A 13,666-nucleotide genomic window follows, 5' to 3' on the forward strand; every position below is an offset into this window, starting at 1 on the left:
CTGCCACTTTGGACCAAAGTGGGCCGCTTCACCCCCTATCCTGCAGGTCTTGCGACTCCAGGGAGGATGGCATGCAAAGCTCCGCCACCAGCCGGCACAGACGCTCCGCCGGATTGGAGCTGCTTAGGGATTCCAGGTTGCTGAAGGAATTCGCCTATATCGACGGCGCCTGGCGGTCCAGCGCCTCCGGCCGCGTGATTTCGGTGACCGATCCCGGCAACGGCGAATGGATCGGCCATGTCCCGGCCTTGACCGCCGACGAGAGCGCGCAGGCGATCGCAGCAGCAGACCGAGCTTTTCCAGCCTGGTCCGCCCTTTTGCCTCAGCAGCGAGCGCAGGTCTTGCGTCGATGGTTCGAGGCGGTCGTGGCAAACCGCGAGGATTTGGCCGTGCTCATGACGCTCGAGCAGGGCAAACCGCTCTCGGAAGCCCGTGGCGAGATCGACTATGCGGCATCCTTCATCGAGTTCTATGCCGAGGAAGCGAAACGCACGAACATCGAATCGGTGAGCTCGCATCTCGCCGATGCGCTGATGAGCGTGCGGCGGCAGCCGATGGGTGTCGCAGCCCTGGTGACGCCCTGGAACTTCCCCTCCGCCATGATCACGCGCAAGGCGGCGGCGGCTCTGGCGGCCGGCTGCACCACGGTGGTCCACCCGTCGCATCAGACGCCCTTTTCCGCCCTTGCGCTGGCGGAACTCGCGGAACGCGCCGGTGTGCCCGCCGGCACATTCAACATCGTGACCGGCGAAGCGGCCGAAGTCGTCGCGCCGATGACGGAATCTCCTGCGGTTCGTGTACTCTCCTTCACGGGTTCGACGGAGGTGGGCCGCCTGCTCTATCGGCAATCTGCCGCGACCATCAAGACGCTGGTTCTGGAACTGGGCGGTCATGCGCCGTTCCTGGTGTTCGCCGACGCCGATCTCGACCGCGCGGTGGATTGTGCCGTGAGCGCGAAGTTTGCGACCTCCGGCCAGGATTGCCTCGCCGCCAACCGCATGCTGATCGAGCGGCCGGTCTATGATGCTTTTGTCGCCCGCTTTGCGGAGCGGGCGCGGGGTCTGACCGTCGGGCATGGATTGTCCGATCCCGCCATCGGCCCGCTGATGAACGAAGCCGCCGTGCGCAAGCAGGAAGAGCATGTGGCCGACGCCCTCAAGCGCGGCGCGCGGCTGGTGGCTGGCGGCAAACGGCATCAGGCAGGCCCGCTCTTCTTCCAGCCGACCGTGCTGGCCGATGTGCCGGCCGATGCGCTGATCTTCCGGGAAGAGACATTCGGGCCGATCGCCGCCCTCGCGCCATTCGATGAGGAGGCACACGCTTTAGATCGCGCCAATGACACGGATTATGGGCTGGTCGCCTACCTTCATACCCGCGATACGGGACGGATTGCGCGACTGACTGCCGAGCTGCAATACGGCATGGTGGCGGTCAACCGCACCAAGATCACCGGTGCGCCGATCCCCTTCGGCGGCGTCAAGCAATCGGGCCTGGGGCGCGAAGGATCGCGGCTTGGCATGGAAGCCTTCATGGACGTCAAATATATATGCCAGGATGTCGCGTGAGGTCAGCCGATGATGCACGATAACCCATTCTCTGAAGCGGAAATCGCGCGGCGCCTGGCGGCGTTCCGCACAGGGCTATTACAACGCGGGCTCGACGGCGCAGTGGTCGCTGCGCCGGAGAACGTGTTCTATCTGACCGGCCTCGATCATTGGGGTTATTTCGCGCCCCATCTGCTGATCGTGCCGCTCGCAGGCACGCCCGTGCTCGTGACCCGGGCCATGGAGCGCGTCTCGGTCGAGAAGCAGGTAAAGGCGGCGGAGTTCCGCGGCCACAGCGACAGCGAGACGGCCGCCGATGTGGCGGCACGCGTCTTGCGTGACCAGAAGCTCGCGGGGCGCCGCCTGGGCCTCGAATATTGGACCGCCGGCTTCAGTCACGGTCTGGCCATGTCGTTGCAGGCACAAGCCGAAGCGCAGTGGCAGGACATCTCCGGCCTCATCGACGATCTTCGCCTGGTGAAAAGCACGGAAGAGCAAACCCTGATGCGCCGCGCCGCGGCCGTGACGGATGCCGCTGCGGGCGCTGCAATCGAGGTCATTGCAGACGGAGCGCCGGAACGCGAGGTCGTCGCTGCCTGTGTTGCCGCGATGACGAGAGCCGGCGGATCGCCGCCCGCGTTCGGTCCCTTCATCCGGCCAGGGAGCCGTCTCGGCGAAGAGCACACGACCTGGGGCGACGGGCGTTACAAGTCAGGCGAGCCGGTGTTCCTGGAATTGTCCGGCTGCGCCTCGCGCTATCACGCGCCGCTGGGGCGGCTCGTCCATATCGGCTCCATCCCTGACCCGGACGCCCGGATGGCCGAGACGAGCCAGCAAGCCTTCCATGCCGTCCTGGGGGCGCTGCGTTCCGGTGCTCGCGCGCGCGACGTCTATGCCGCCTGGCAACAGGTGGTCGACGAGGCCGGCCTGCCGCGGTATCGTCGTCACCATTGCGGCTATTGCGTCGGGATTGGCCTGTCGCCGACCTGGACAGGCGGCAACAAGGTCGTCGGCCTGCGCCACGATTCCGAGATGGAGATCCGGGAGGGTATGTCGTTCCACATTCTCTCCTGGCTCATGGGAACGGGACGCGGTGATTACTTCATTTCCAATACGGTGCTGCTGGGTGCGGGGGGACCGGAAGTCCTGACCCGCACGCCCGACGGCCCGATCGTCAGATAGGAGCAATGCGATGTTGCGCAACGACCAGCTCGACCAGTGGGATCGCGCCAATCTCTTTCATCCCTCGACTCATCTGGGTCAGTTCGCGCGCGGAGAAATGCCGAACCGCATCGTCACCGGCGGCGAAGGCGTTTATATCCGCGACCGTGACGGCACCAAGCTGCTCGACGCATTTGCCGGGCTCTATTGCGTGAATGTCGGCTATGGCAGGACGGAGATCGCGGATGCCATCGCCAAGCAGGCGCACGAGCTTGCCTACTATCATGCTTATGTCGGGCACGGCACAGAGGCTGCGATCACACTGGCACACATGGTGCTGGAGCGCGCGCCCAAGAACATGTCCAAGGTCTATTTCGGCCTGTCGGGCTCGGACGCCAACGAGACCAACATCAAGCTGATCTGGTACTACAACAATATCCTGGGACGGCCTGGTAAGAAGACCGTCATCTCGCGCTGGCGCGGCTATCACGGATCGGGCCTGATGACCGGCTCGCTGACCGGCCTCGACCTGTTCCACAAGAAGTTCGACCTACCGCTGGATCAAGTCACGCACACGGAGGCGCCCTACTACTTCCGCCGTCCGGACGCGTCGATGTCGGAAGAGGAATTCTCCGCCTATTGCGCGGCCAAGCTGGAGGAGCTGATCTTGAAGGAAGGGCCGGACACGGTTGCCGCCTTCATCGGCGAACCGGTGCTCGGCACCGGTGGCATCGTGCCGCCGCCAAAGGGCTATTGGGCCGCAATCCAGCCGGTCCTGAAGAAGTACGACATCTTGCTCATCGCCGACGAAGTTGTGACGGGTTTCGGTCGCCTTGGCAGCATGTTCGGCTCCGACCACTACGGGATCGAGCCGGACATCATCACCATCGCCAAGGGCCTCACCTCGGCTTACGCGCCGCTGTCCGGCTCCATCATCTCCGAGAAGGTGTGGAAAGTGCTGGAGCGCGGTACCGATGAACTCGGCGCAATCGGCCATGGCTGGACCTATTCCGCCCATCCGATCGGTGCGGCGGCGGGCGTTGCCAATCTCAAGCTCATCGACGAGCTCGGCCTAGTCGAGAACGCACGCAACGTCGGCAGCTATCTTCTCGATACCATGCGCCAGGCGCTCGCCCGCCAGCCGATCGTCGGCGAGGTACGCGGCGAAGGCCTGCTCTGCGCGGTCGAGCTGGTCGAGGATCGGGACAAGCGCCGCTTCTTCGATCCGGCGAAAAAGGTCGGCCCGCAGGCGGCCGCAGCGCTGCTGAAGCGCGGTGTCATCGCACGCGCCATGCCGCAGGGCGACATCTTGGGATACGCCCCGCCGCTCTGCCTCACGCGGCAGGAAGCCGACACGATCGTGATGGCCACGCGCGACGCGATCGAGGAGGTCGGCAGAAACCTTCGCTGACCCCTCGCCCGCTCAGTCCCTGATCGCTTCGATCAGGGACGGCGGGGCCGGGTCACTGCCCCGAACTGCCGGCAGACTGCTGAGCCTGTGCCGGCAGTTTCGACTTGACTAGAACCTTCAGCGCTTCGAGGTTCATGGCCGCGCCATTGTGATAAGTCGGGCTGCTCTCCAGCGCCTGTGAGAAGTATTGCTGGGCGTCCTTGTAGTCTCCGCGCAACATCGCGACGTAACCCACGTTGTTGAGCGCATCCGGCCGTACGTCGGGTTGCAAACCCGTCAGCGCCTCGGTATAGCGGCCCTGCCAGGCCAAGGCAATTCGGAGATTGGATTTCGCAGTGTCCAAAGTGGGATCCTGCGCGATCGCCTTCTCGAACTGGGCGGCAGCCTCTTCATATCGCTTCTGCAGAAGCAATGACATGCCCATATTGTTCACGATCACCGCCGGCGTTGGACATGCAGCCATGCTCTTGTCGTAGGCCGCTACAGCTTCACTCCATCGCTTCTCCTGGTCATAGGCCCGTCCCAGCCCCGCCCACGAACGCCACAGCGACGGATCCGCCTCGAGCGCGCTGTTCAGCTGCGAAATGGCCGTAGTCGTATTGCCCATGGCCAGCAGGGCCAGCCCCATGCCTTGCCACGCCCGCGCGCGGAAAGCGTCATCGGACTGCACTTCCTCGAAGCGCGTCAGCGCTTCCTTCGGTCGATCCAGGCCCAGCAGCACCTCCGCCGCGGCGTAACGCGCTCGCGCTGTTGTTCCCATCTCCGCATTTAGTCGCCCCAGCCGCTGGTAAGCCAACTGAAATCGGCGTGCCTCGATGTCCGCCTCCGCCGCCGTCAGGATCGCGTCCTGCGACTCCACCGCTGGGCGAGCGACATTCTCGACGGGCGGGTTTGTTGCGCCGCAGGCCGTCAATGCGATCATGACAGCTGCCGTCAACGCGTATCGAGCCGGCCTTCGGCAAGATCGGGCCCCCGAGCGCAGAATTCCATGTATGCTATCCATGTGTGCCCCCCAAGCGTTCATCCACAGCGCGTTATATCACCATTGAGATGCAGCGCCCTCACAGAACCGAGAAATCGTCGACATCCGAGACGTGCAGGAACGACGACGATTCGGTTCTCGTCGACGCGTCAGCAACCTGCTCGCCATCGAAGAGCGCGAACAATTCCCGGAACAATCTATGACGCGGGTCCGGCGAACTTCCCTCAATGCTGCTGACGGCAGTTGCCGGCCCAGGCTCGGGCTCCGGCGCTACCGACGGCGCGTTCGTGATCAGCAGTTGCACACCTGGCGCTATGCGCTGAAGCTGCCCGGCGCGGCGCACCAGAGTCACGTGCTCAGACAACCTGATGCTCTGCTCGGCCTGCAACGGCGCAGGCTGCGGTATTGGCCTTGTCGCAAGCGCATTGTCTCGACCCGTCGCGAGACCAAGGTTGGCCGCTACAACCTGGTTGCCGTCGCCAACGGCGGCCGCACGCTCGAGGAGCCCGATCGCCTGCGCTGTGTCGCCACGCACCAGATGCGAATACCCCAGGTTGTTGAGCGCGGCGACCGAATTCGGATCGACCTGGAGCGCCTGCTGATGGTAGCGGTCGGCAAGATCGAAGCGTTTGAGATTGGCGTAGGTTACGGCCAGCAGATTGAGCGCCCTGACGTTGCGCGGATCGTCATGCACCACCTCGGTCAGCGTTTCGATCGCCGAGCCGAACTGCCCCGTCGCCACCAGCCCACGGCCACGCTCCACGGGATCATCGAAGGCCATGCGCTGTCCGTCCATCGTCATGATGGGGCGCATTCCGCCCGGCAAGGCGGAGCAGCCGGACACCAGCAGCGCTCCTCCCAACAAAGCGAACCCCAGCAGGTGTCGAATGATCGAACGCATCCCAGCCTCCACCATTCTTAGCGATACAGGATCAAGCGATAGATGCGGATCATGACCGGCAGCAGGATCACGATCAGCATCGTCGGAAACACGAAGAAGCCGAGCGGCAGCGCAAGCTTCACCGGCAGGGCATGCGCCTTGGTCTCGGCACGGAGCATGCGCATGGTGCGCATGTCGTCCGCGTAGAGCCGCAGGGCGTCCGCGACGCTGGTGCCCAGCTCCTCCGATTGCAGGAGCAGGGTGACCATCGAGCGGACCTCATCGATCCCCATGCGCTCGGCGAGATTGCGGAGAGCATCGGCGCGACTCTCCCCTGCACGCAGCTCCAGCGCCATCATCGCGAAGTTCTCCGCCAGCGCCGGATGAGCGTGGCCGATTTCCTGCCCCACCCGGTTGATTGCCGCGTCCAGGCTGAGGCCGGCCTCGACACACACAACCAGTAGATCGAGCGCGTCGGGGAATCCTTCGCGATACTGCATCTGCAGGGAACGCGTGCGCCTCGCAATCCAGAGATCGGGGAAATAGAAGGATATCGCGGCCCCCACCAGGCCCAGAACCGGTATCATGTGGTCGGGAATCCGTGTCGAGATGATCGGCGCCGCGAACGCGAACAGGATGACGAACAGCACGGCCAAGCCGATGCGGGCGGCATAGTAGAACCCTACGGCCGATGGCCGATAGTAGCCCGCGCACACCAGACGCCGACGAAGCAGGGAGATCTTCGTCATGTCGGTCGGCATCAGCCGCCGCACGATCGGCGATATCACCGGGGAAACACGCGTCGCCTCGTCGAGGTAACTCAGCGACTCGGTCCTGGCCTTCGCGCCTTGCGCGACACCCACATCGACACCCATGCGCCGGCGCACCGCGCTGCTGCTCGACCACAACGCGCTGACCCCATAGACCGCGAGGCATACGGCAAAGAACACCGTCGCGAGGAATGCCAAGCGCAGCGCATCGTCCGGCGCGAGTCCGATGAGGGCAAGCACGTCTGTCATGTTCGGCTGTTCCTAGACACGGAAGTTCACCATGCGAAACATGACGATGATTCCGACAACCATGAGGAAGAACCCGAACCCCAGGATCGGCCAGAACACGGGGTCGTCCTTGACCGCGGAATAGAATCGCGGCGCTATCAGATTGATCACGCCGATCAGCGCGAACGGCAGGATTGAAAGAAGGACAGCGGAGAAGCGACCCTCGGCCGAGAGCGCGCGGATCTTGGCGCGCATCTTAAAGCGCTCCCGGATGACCCGGGACAGGCCACTCAGGATCTCGGCAAGGTTGCCGCCGACCTCGACCTGGATGGTCACCGCCACCACCAGAAACCGCAGGTCGCCGAGCCCGACACGGCGGGCCATGTTGGAGAGCGCATTCTCGAGCGTGAGGCCATAGGTCATCTCGTCGACGACGAGCCCGAACTCCGTCGCCAGAGGGTCGCGCATCTCGCGCGCCACCATGGAAATCGAGGTGGCGACCGGATGACCCGCGCGGAGGCTCCGCACCATGATGTCGATCGCGTCCGGCAGCTGCGCCGTCATCGCCTTCCAGCGGCGGCGACGCCTCAACATCAATACCAGCACCGGCAGGACGAAGCCCACAAGCACAGCCACAGGCGCGGCCACGACGGCGGACTTGTAGATCGCCATCAAAATGATCGCCGAGAGCGCCCCGATGGCCGCCATCAGCAGCATGACCTGATTCGGCGAGCGCCTGACGCCGGATTGCGATATCAGCAGAAGGAACCACTCGAGCGGATTGCGGGCATGATCACTCGCAGGCAGCGGCCGTTCGCGCTGCAGCCGCACCAAAACCTCTTCCCGCTTGTCGCCGCCGACGAGCATGCGCAGGCGCCGATTGGGCGAGGCTACCGTTCCGCCGCCCGGCCCCGCCAGCAGGTAGAACAGGCCCTCCACCAACAGCAGCACGCTTACGAAGATCGCGCCATAGAAGAGGTATGTGAGATAGACCGGCATCTGCACCTCTAGCCGAGTATCCGCTCGGGCTCGAACGCCCGGGGCGGCATCTCGATGCCGCGTGTCTGGAACTCCTGCATGAAGCGCGGCCGGATTCCCGTCGCCCGGAACTCGCCGTGCACTGTGCCGTCGCTGTCGGTGCGCCGACGCACGAACCGGAAGATCTCCTGCAGCTGCACCACCTCGCCTTCCATGCCGGTGATCTCGGTCAGGCTGACCAGTTTTCTGCGGCCATCGCTGAGACGCTGCAGCTGCAGCACCACGTGCAGCGCCGAGGCGACTTGGTGGCGCATGGAGCGCGACGACAGATCGAGACCGGCCATGCCGATCATCTGCTCGAGCCGACTCAGCGCATCGCGCGGCGTATTGGCGTGCACCGTGGTCATCGACCCTTCGTGGCCGGTGTTCATCGCCTGCAGCATGTCGAAGGCCTCGCCGCCGCGGACCTCGCCTACGATGATGCGGTCGGGTCGCATGCGCAGCGCATTCTTCACCAGCTCACGCTGCCGAATCTCGCCGCGTCCTTCGACGTTCGGCGGCCTCGTTTCCATCCTGGCGACATGGATCTGCTGGAGCTGGAGCTCGGCCGCATCCTCGATGGTGATGATCCGCTCGCGGCCATCGATGTAGCGCGACATCGCGTTCAGCATCGTCGTCTTGCCCGAGCCGGTGCCGCCTGAGATCAGGACGTTGAGGCGACACTGCACGACTCCCTGCAGGATCGTGCTGATCTCCTCGGTGATGGTCCCATTGGTGACCAGGCTGTCGAGGGTATAGGGGCGTGCGGCGAACTTTCGGATCGAGACCAGCGGCCCGTCGATGGCAACCGGCGCGATCGCGACGTTGACGCGCGAGCCATCCGCCAGGCGCGCATCCATCATAGGCTGGGATTCATCCACCCGGCGACCAACCGCCGATACGATCTTGTTGATGATGCGCAGCAGGTGCCGCTCATCCTGGAATATCACGGGGGTCAACTCCAGCCGCCCCTGCCGCTCCGCGAACACCTGGCGGTGGGTATTGACCAGGATGTCGTTGATCGACGGATCCTTGAGGAGCGGTTCGAGCGGCCCGAGCCCGACCATCTCGTCGATGACGTCGGTAGTGATTTGCGCCTGTTCACGCTGGTTGAGCTGGACCCGCTCCGCCTTCAGGAGCCGCGTGATAATGCTCGCCGTCTGCTCACGGAACGCCTCTGGCGGCAGCTTCTCGATCGCGGTCAGGTTGATCTCTTCGAGCAGGCGCTGATGCAGCCGAACCTTCACTTCGGTATAGAGCCGGTTGGCGGCATCTATATCCGCCTGTATGGCGTCGGCCTGCGCCAGCACCATCGATTCGGTGCGCGCCGAAGGCTCCGGCTCCTTGCCGTTGACGTTCGTCAGCTTGGTGAACCGGCTCAGCATCGCGGGTCTGCCTCTTTCGCTGTGCGCACAGGGATCATGCGGCCTGTCATCGCTCGCTCCCCCGGTTGACCGCATCCATCGCCATCTTGGTGATCTGCTTTTCCGCCCGCGTGCCGGAATGGAACTTGCCGACCGGCATGCCGTGATTGGCCGCGCTGGAGAACAGGCGGTAGTCGCTGGCAACGAAGTAGTCGATCTTGCGTCCCAGGGCGCGTTCCACCTCCCTCACCTTGAGGCCGGAGCGCCACCATGAGCGACGGTAGCGGTTCAGCACCACCGCGATCGGCGTGCCGGCCGCGCTCGTTTCCTTGATCTGATTGAGGAACAGGTGTGCCTGCTTCGCGGCGACGACGGTCAGCTGCAGCGCCAGGAAGATGCGGTTGGACCCGGCCAGGACCTCCGTGAACCAGCGCGTCCAGCCAAGCGGCAGATCGACCACCACGCAATCGTAGCTCTCGCAGACGAGCGCCATGAGATGCCCGACAACGTCGCTCGGTACCGAATCCGGGTTCATACTGCCGTTCGGCGCAGCGATCAGATCGAAGCCAGCCGGGTGGTGTGTTGTCATGGCGGCCAGGAGCTCGGCATCGAGACGATGCGGCGAGCGGACGATCTCGGCGATGTCGAGAAGCGGCTCGGCATCGAGATGCAGCCAGGCGGAACCGCCCTGGAAATCGAGATCGATCAGGCACACCCGGCGCCTCGGCTGGCCACGGCGCACGCGCGACAGCTCGTATGCGCTCTCGATCGCGAGCGACGTCGCCCCCATCCCGCCCGAGCGCCGGACGAAGCTCAAGACCTGACAATCGTGCTGGGACCTCTCCGTGCCGCCGCGCAGCCGCGACCGCACCGCGCGGACCACCGCGATGACATCCTCGTGCACGATCGGCTGCGGCAAGTAATCCGCGACGCCGAGGCGGATCAGCCGGCGCATGGCGTCCACGCTGGCGGGGGACGCCGACGTCACGATCACGGTCGGTCGCATCTCCCCAGCCAGCAGGCGCTCGAGCGCGGTCATGTCCTGCCGGCTGTTGAGGTCGATGTCGACGATCAGCACGTCCTGTAGTCCGAGCCGGTCCGGCAGCCGGTCGTGCAGCCGCCCGCGCACGATGCCGATCTCGAAATGCGACGCACCGGCGAACGCCGTCCGCAGATCGTGCTCCGTCTCGGCGGATTGGACGATGGCTCGAACCCTGGTTTCAGTCACTGCGTTCACAGTCATGCCTCAGTATCATCGCATTCGCTCAGTTCACGCCCGCGGCGCTCAGATCCTCGCCGGTCATGGTCACGGTGAAGTCGGGCATCGTGATTTCGTCAAAGCCCATCAGGCCGCCGAGGGCGAAGAACTGATAGGTGAGCCCCGTAATGGTCAGCGTGACGGTCGGCACCGGCCCGCCCGGCCGGCCGGCGAAGCCAAGCTCGGTGTGGCGGTAGTTGACCCGCACGTTCTGCGGCGTGATGCGCCAGAAGATGTCACACATGCCGGGATCGCCGTCAGCGCCGATCGTGCCGCACGTCAAGTCGCCGCCTCGGCCAAAGACCAGTCGCTGCATATTGGCTGCGCTGTACGCCAGAGAGACGCCACCCGGAGCGGTTCCGCTGCAGGTACCGTTCGTGCCGCTCGCGTTGGTTCCCCAGCAGGTGACGCTGTAGTTGGTCTGCCACGGCCCGCCCGGAGTCCCCGTGGACGTGAGAGTCGTCAGCGGGCTCCAGACGGGATCGGACACAGCTGCCATGCGCGCGCCGAGCTGCGCGGCCTTGCTGGCGCTGTTCCACTGGAAAAGGGCGTACCCGAACTCGACCAACCCGAAGGTCAGCAGGAAGAACAGCACCATCACGATCGAGAACTCGATGATCGAGGCGCCGGTCTCGTCACGAAGCAGGCGGACGAAGAGCGAACGCATGGCATCACTCCCCGATCGCCCGCTGCATGTGAGTCGCGGTGATCGAGAGCGCCGGCAGCCCAAGCGCATCCAGGAATCCGACGTCGACATAGTCGAAGGTTGTGCTAGCCTGGACCGTATAGACGAAGGCACCGCCCCTGTAGCTTCCATCCGAATTGTCGACAGGAGTGACATTGAAGGTGACATCCGCCGCAGCCCAGTCGTCGACGCGGGCAGTGCCTGTGCCATCAATTGTACCCGTGACCGCTAGATTTATTGCCTTGGTCTCTTTTGCTGTCGCTTCATCCGTAGTGTCACCGGGATCATAGGCCCTCGCCAAGTAGCGCGCCCCGTCGCGCAGGCCGTCGAGCACGAGCTGATACTGATAGAGGAAACGTCCGAACTCGCTCACTCCCAGCCCGAGGAAGAGCAGGAAGGGCGCCAGCAGGGTAAACTCCACCATCGCGGCGCCGGCGGTGTCACGCCACAGGGCCAGCCCTGCGATGGAGCGCCACGTCCTCATCGGTAGAGCTGCACGATGTCGTGCAGCACCGCGTCATCGCTCCCTGGCTTGACCTTGTCGATGATTTCTATGAACAGATCGTTCGCATCCTCTTCACAGTTAGGATCAAAGTTGCCGTTGCCATTGCAATTGTTGCTGTTCTTGGCCATTGGTCGCGTGACGAACATCTTTACGAACGCCAGCGCGGGCATTTCCGTCTGCGAGTTGCCGTTGGGCAGCGCGCTGCAGTCCAGCACGGCGGCATAGATAATACGGCGGTCGATGTCGTCTGGGTTCCTGGAAGGATCGGAGAGCGTATTGTTCTGGTTGCCGTTCTTGTAGCATTGCGGATTGCCGTTCTCGCCCTTCGGGCTCAGGTTCGACGTATTCGGAATACGGCTATTGTCTACTTCCGAGCGATACATGTCGTAGCGGCTCATCGTGGTGTTCGCGGCGGTTGAGCAACCGCTCGGGGCGGCGGGGTCGCCAGCGGCAGTATGATCCGGACCGTGGTTCCATGCCCAATAACTGGCGCAATCCCAGTCGCCGAGACCCCAACGAGACCCGGCTGTTCCTGCCAGCTGGGTCCAATTCTCATCGAGCGGCAGAGGCCGGGCGTTCGTAGGGTCCAACTGATTGTTGTTGGTGCACGCGCCACCGTTTTGAAGCGTATATCCTTTGACCACGTTCACCGCCGGTCTGTAGGCTTCGTTGTTCTTCTTGCTGTTGAAGTTTCCGTCATACAGATCGAAGCGGGTGTTGATGCCCTGACGCACCGACGCGACGTTGCCTTGGTGGAGATCAACGCCGTCCTGCGAAAAACAGGCCAATGGTTCATCTACGGCCAAGGCGTCCCTCAAAGCGGCTGCGCCGTTTTGACCGGGCGTGTCCAAGAATCCGAAGTTTCCCGGCGAGAGCTGTCCGTTGCCCGACCACTTCTTCAAATTGATGAGCCTTCGGCGATCCGCATTATCAGGATCGTTCCAGTCGTCCAGCTTGTCGAGCAGCGCCTGCTCGTCTGGGTAGGGGTTGCATATGAACAGCGGAGTGAACTTGCAGACGGCCGAGGTGAAGCCCGCGATGGCGACGGCATTGGCAGGCGCCGTCGTGCCACCACCGATTGCCGGAGCAAAGAGAGTATCGATGGAACGGCTGTTGGCATCCGTCAGCTTGACCAACACGAATCGCGCTTCGATGGGGTCTGTGGTCGTGTGGGTCGAACTTTCCACAACGCTTATTGGCGTGTCGTCCGACGGCAGAGACTTCAAGAAAATGGGCGTGCTTACGGTGATCTTGGACGTGTTGCTGCTGAAAGTGGGATTGTTGTCGACCAAGTTCGCCATCGCCTGCGTGGCGCGTGTGATGGCGTCACCATTGCCGTCCAGCTCCGCGGCGCCGGCGAGAGCGAGGGCGTCGGCAGCGGATTGCATCTCGGTATCGAGCGTGAACAGGCGTCCGCCGTCGATCACCAGAGCGGCAAACCCCATGAACACCGTCAAGGCGAGCGACACATAGATCAGCACGGCGCCGCGCTCGTCGCGTCCGAGGCGCCGGCCGAAACCTATTATTCCGATCCTTCCTGACGAGATTCCCATGGCCGAATCTCCGCGTACCTTTCTGTCCAGGCCCCAGCTAGTTCGTGGTGGTCAGGTCCTCCGGTGGAATGACCTGGCCGGTGCGATACCGCTCAATCGCGATGCTGTCCTTCCGCCCGTCGAAATCGATATCCACGTTCGCCGCCGACACCGGCTGCGGATCGATGATCATGACGGCGTTATTCTGCCGCACCGAATCCCCGTAGCCGACGAACTGTGTTCTCGAATCCTGGTACACGCTGGGGTCGCACGCGGTTACCGCCATGCCTACCACCAGCAGACCGAAGCAAAGATGCGCTTTCATCGCT

Annotated in this window: 13 protein-coding genes; 3 read left to right on the plus strand and 10 right to left on the minus strand. The window is 63.7% G+C overall.

Going from position 1 to position 13,666, the window contains the following annotated elements; translation table 11 throughout:
* Nucleotides 1-71 precede the first annotated feature (71 nt).
* Genes DTX69_RS06200 through DTX69_RS06210 form a run of 3 tightly spaced genes read left to right on the plus strand, consistent with a single transcriptional unit; the run spans nucleotide 72 to nucleotide 4,116 of the window.
* A complete protein-coding gene (locus DTX69_RS06200) occupies nucleotides 72-1,565 on the plus strand; it encodes an NAD-dependent succinate-semialdehyde dehydrogenase (protein WP_119300639.1) in 1,494 nt (497 codons plus the stop codon).
* Nucleotides 1,566-1,574: 9 nt separating this feature from the next.
* The gene (locus tag DTX69_RS06205) at nucleotides 1,575-2,726 is read left to right on the plus strand and encodes a M24 family metallopeptidase (RefSeq protein ID WP_284735583.1); all 1,152 of its coding nucleotides are present in this window, start codon (nucleotides 1,575-1,577) and stop codon (nucleotides 2,724-2,726) included.
* Between the two features lie 10 nt (nucleotides 2,727-2,736).
* Nucleotides 2,737-4,116, plus strand: coding sequence for an aspartate aminotransferase family protein (locus DTX69_RS06210; RefSeq protein WP_119300640.1), 1,380 nt, complete (start codon nucleotides 2,737-2,739; stop codon nucleotides 4,114-4,116).
* 52 nt (nucleotides 4,117-4,168) lie between these two features.
* Here DTX69_RS06210 and DTX69_RS06215 read toward each other — a convergent pair whose 3' ends face one another.
* From DTX69_RS06215 to DTX69_RS06260, 10 genes are all read right to left on the minus strand, one after another.
* Nucleotides 4,169-5,038: a tetratricopeptide repeat protein gene (locus DTX69_RS06215; protein ID WP_162916739.1), complete on the minus strand. Its 870-nt coding sequence runs from the start codon at nucleotides 5,036-5,038 to the stop codon at nucleotides 4,169-4,171.
* A 139-nt stretch (nucleotides 5,039-5,177) separates the two neighbouring features.
* A complete protein-coding gene (locus tag DTX69_RS06220) occupies nucleotides 5,178-5,879 on the minus strand; it encodes a tetratricopeptide repeat protein (RefSeq protein WP_162916741.1) in 702 nt (233 codons plus the stop codon).
* A 137-nt stretch (nucleotides 5,880-6,016) separates the two neighbouring features.
* Nucleotides 6,017-6,997 (minus strand): type II secretion system F family protein, encoded by a 981-nt coding sequence (locus DTX69_RS06225; protein ID WP_119300643.1) that lies wholly within the window; start codon nucleotides 6,995-6,997, stop codon nucleotides 6,017-6,019.
* 12 nt (nucleotides 6,998-7,009) lie between these two features.
* Complete coding sequence (locus DTX69_RS06230; protein ID WP_162916743.1) at nucleotides 7,010-7,975, minus strand: type II secretion system F family protein; 966 nt, start codon at nucleotides 7,973-7,975, stop codon at nucleotides 7,010-7,012.
* 8 nt (nucleotides 7,976-7,983) lie between these two features.
* Nucleotides 7,984-9,378: a CpaF family protein gene (locus tag DTX69_RS06235; RefSeq protein WP_119300645.1), complete on the minus strand. Its 1,395-nt coding sequence runs from the start codon at nucleotides 9,376-9,378 to the stop codon at nucleotides 7,984-7,986.
* A gap of 46 nt (nucleotides 9,379-9,424) precedes the next feature.
* Nucleotides 9,425-10,600: an AAA family ATPase gene (locus tag DTX69_RS06240; protein ID WP_119300646.1), complete on the minus strand. Its 1,176-nt coding sequence runs from the start codon at nucleotides 10,598-10,600 to the stop codon at nucleotides 9,425-9,427.
* 22 nt (nucleotides 10,601-10,622) lie between these two features.
* Complete coding sequence (locus DTX69_RS06245; protein WP_162916746.1) at nucleotides 10,623-11,282, minus strand: TadE/TadG family type IV pilus assembly protein; 660 nt, start codon at nucleotides 11,280-11,282, stop codon at nucleotides 10,623-10,625.
* Between the two features lie 4 nt (nucleotides 11,283-11,286).
* On the minus strand, nucleotides 11,287-11,784 hold the full coding sequence (locus DTX69_RS06250; protein ID WP_119300648.1) for a TadE/TadG family type IV pilus assembly protein: 498 nt from the start codon (nucleotides 11,782-11,784) through the stop codon (nucleotides 11,287-11,289).
* Entirely contained in the window at nucleotides 11,781-13,358 is a 1,578-nt protein-coding gene (locus DTX69_RS06255; protein WP_119300649.1) for a pilus assembly protein TadG-related protein, read from the minus strand. The genes DTX69_RS06250 and DTX69_RS06255 overlap by 4 nt, the downstream gene beginning before the upstream one ends.
* Nucleotides 13,359-13,395: 37 nt before the next feature.
* Entirely contained in the window at nucleotides 13,396-13,662 is a 267-nt protein-coding gene (locus DTX69_RS06260; protein ID WP_119300650.1) for a hypothetical protein, read from the minus strand.
* Nucleotides 13,663-13,666: the final 4 nt, after the last annotated feature.

This window comes from Dongia deserti (assembly GCF_003574735.1).
Classification (GTDB): Bacteria; Pseudomonadota; Alphaproteobacteria; order Dongiales; family Dongiaceae; genus Dongia_A; species Dongia_A deserti.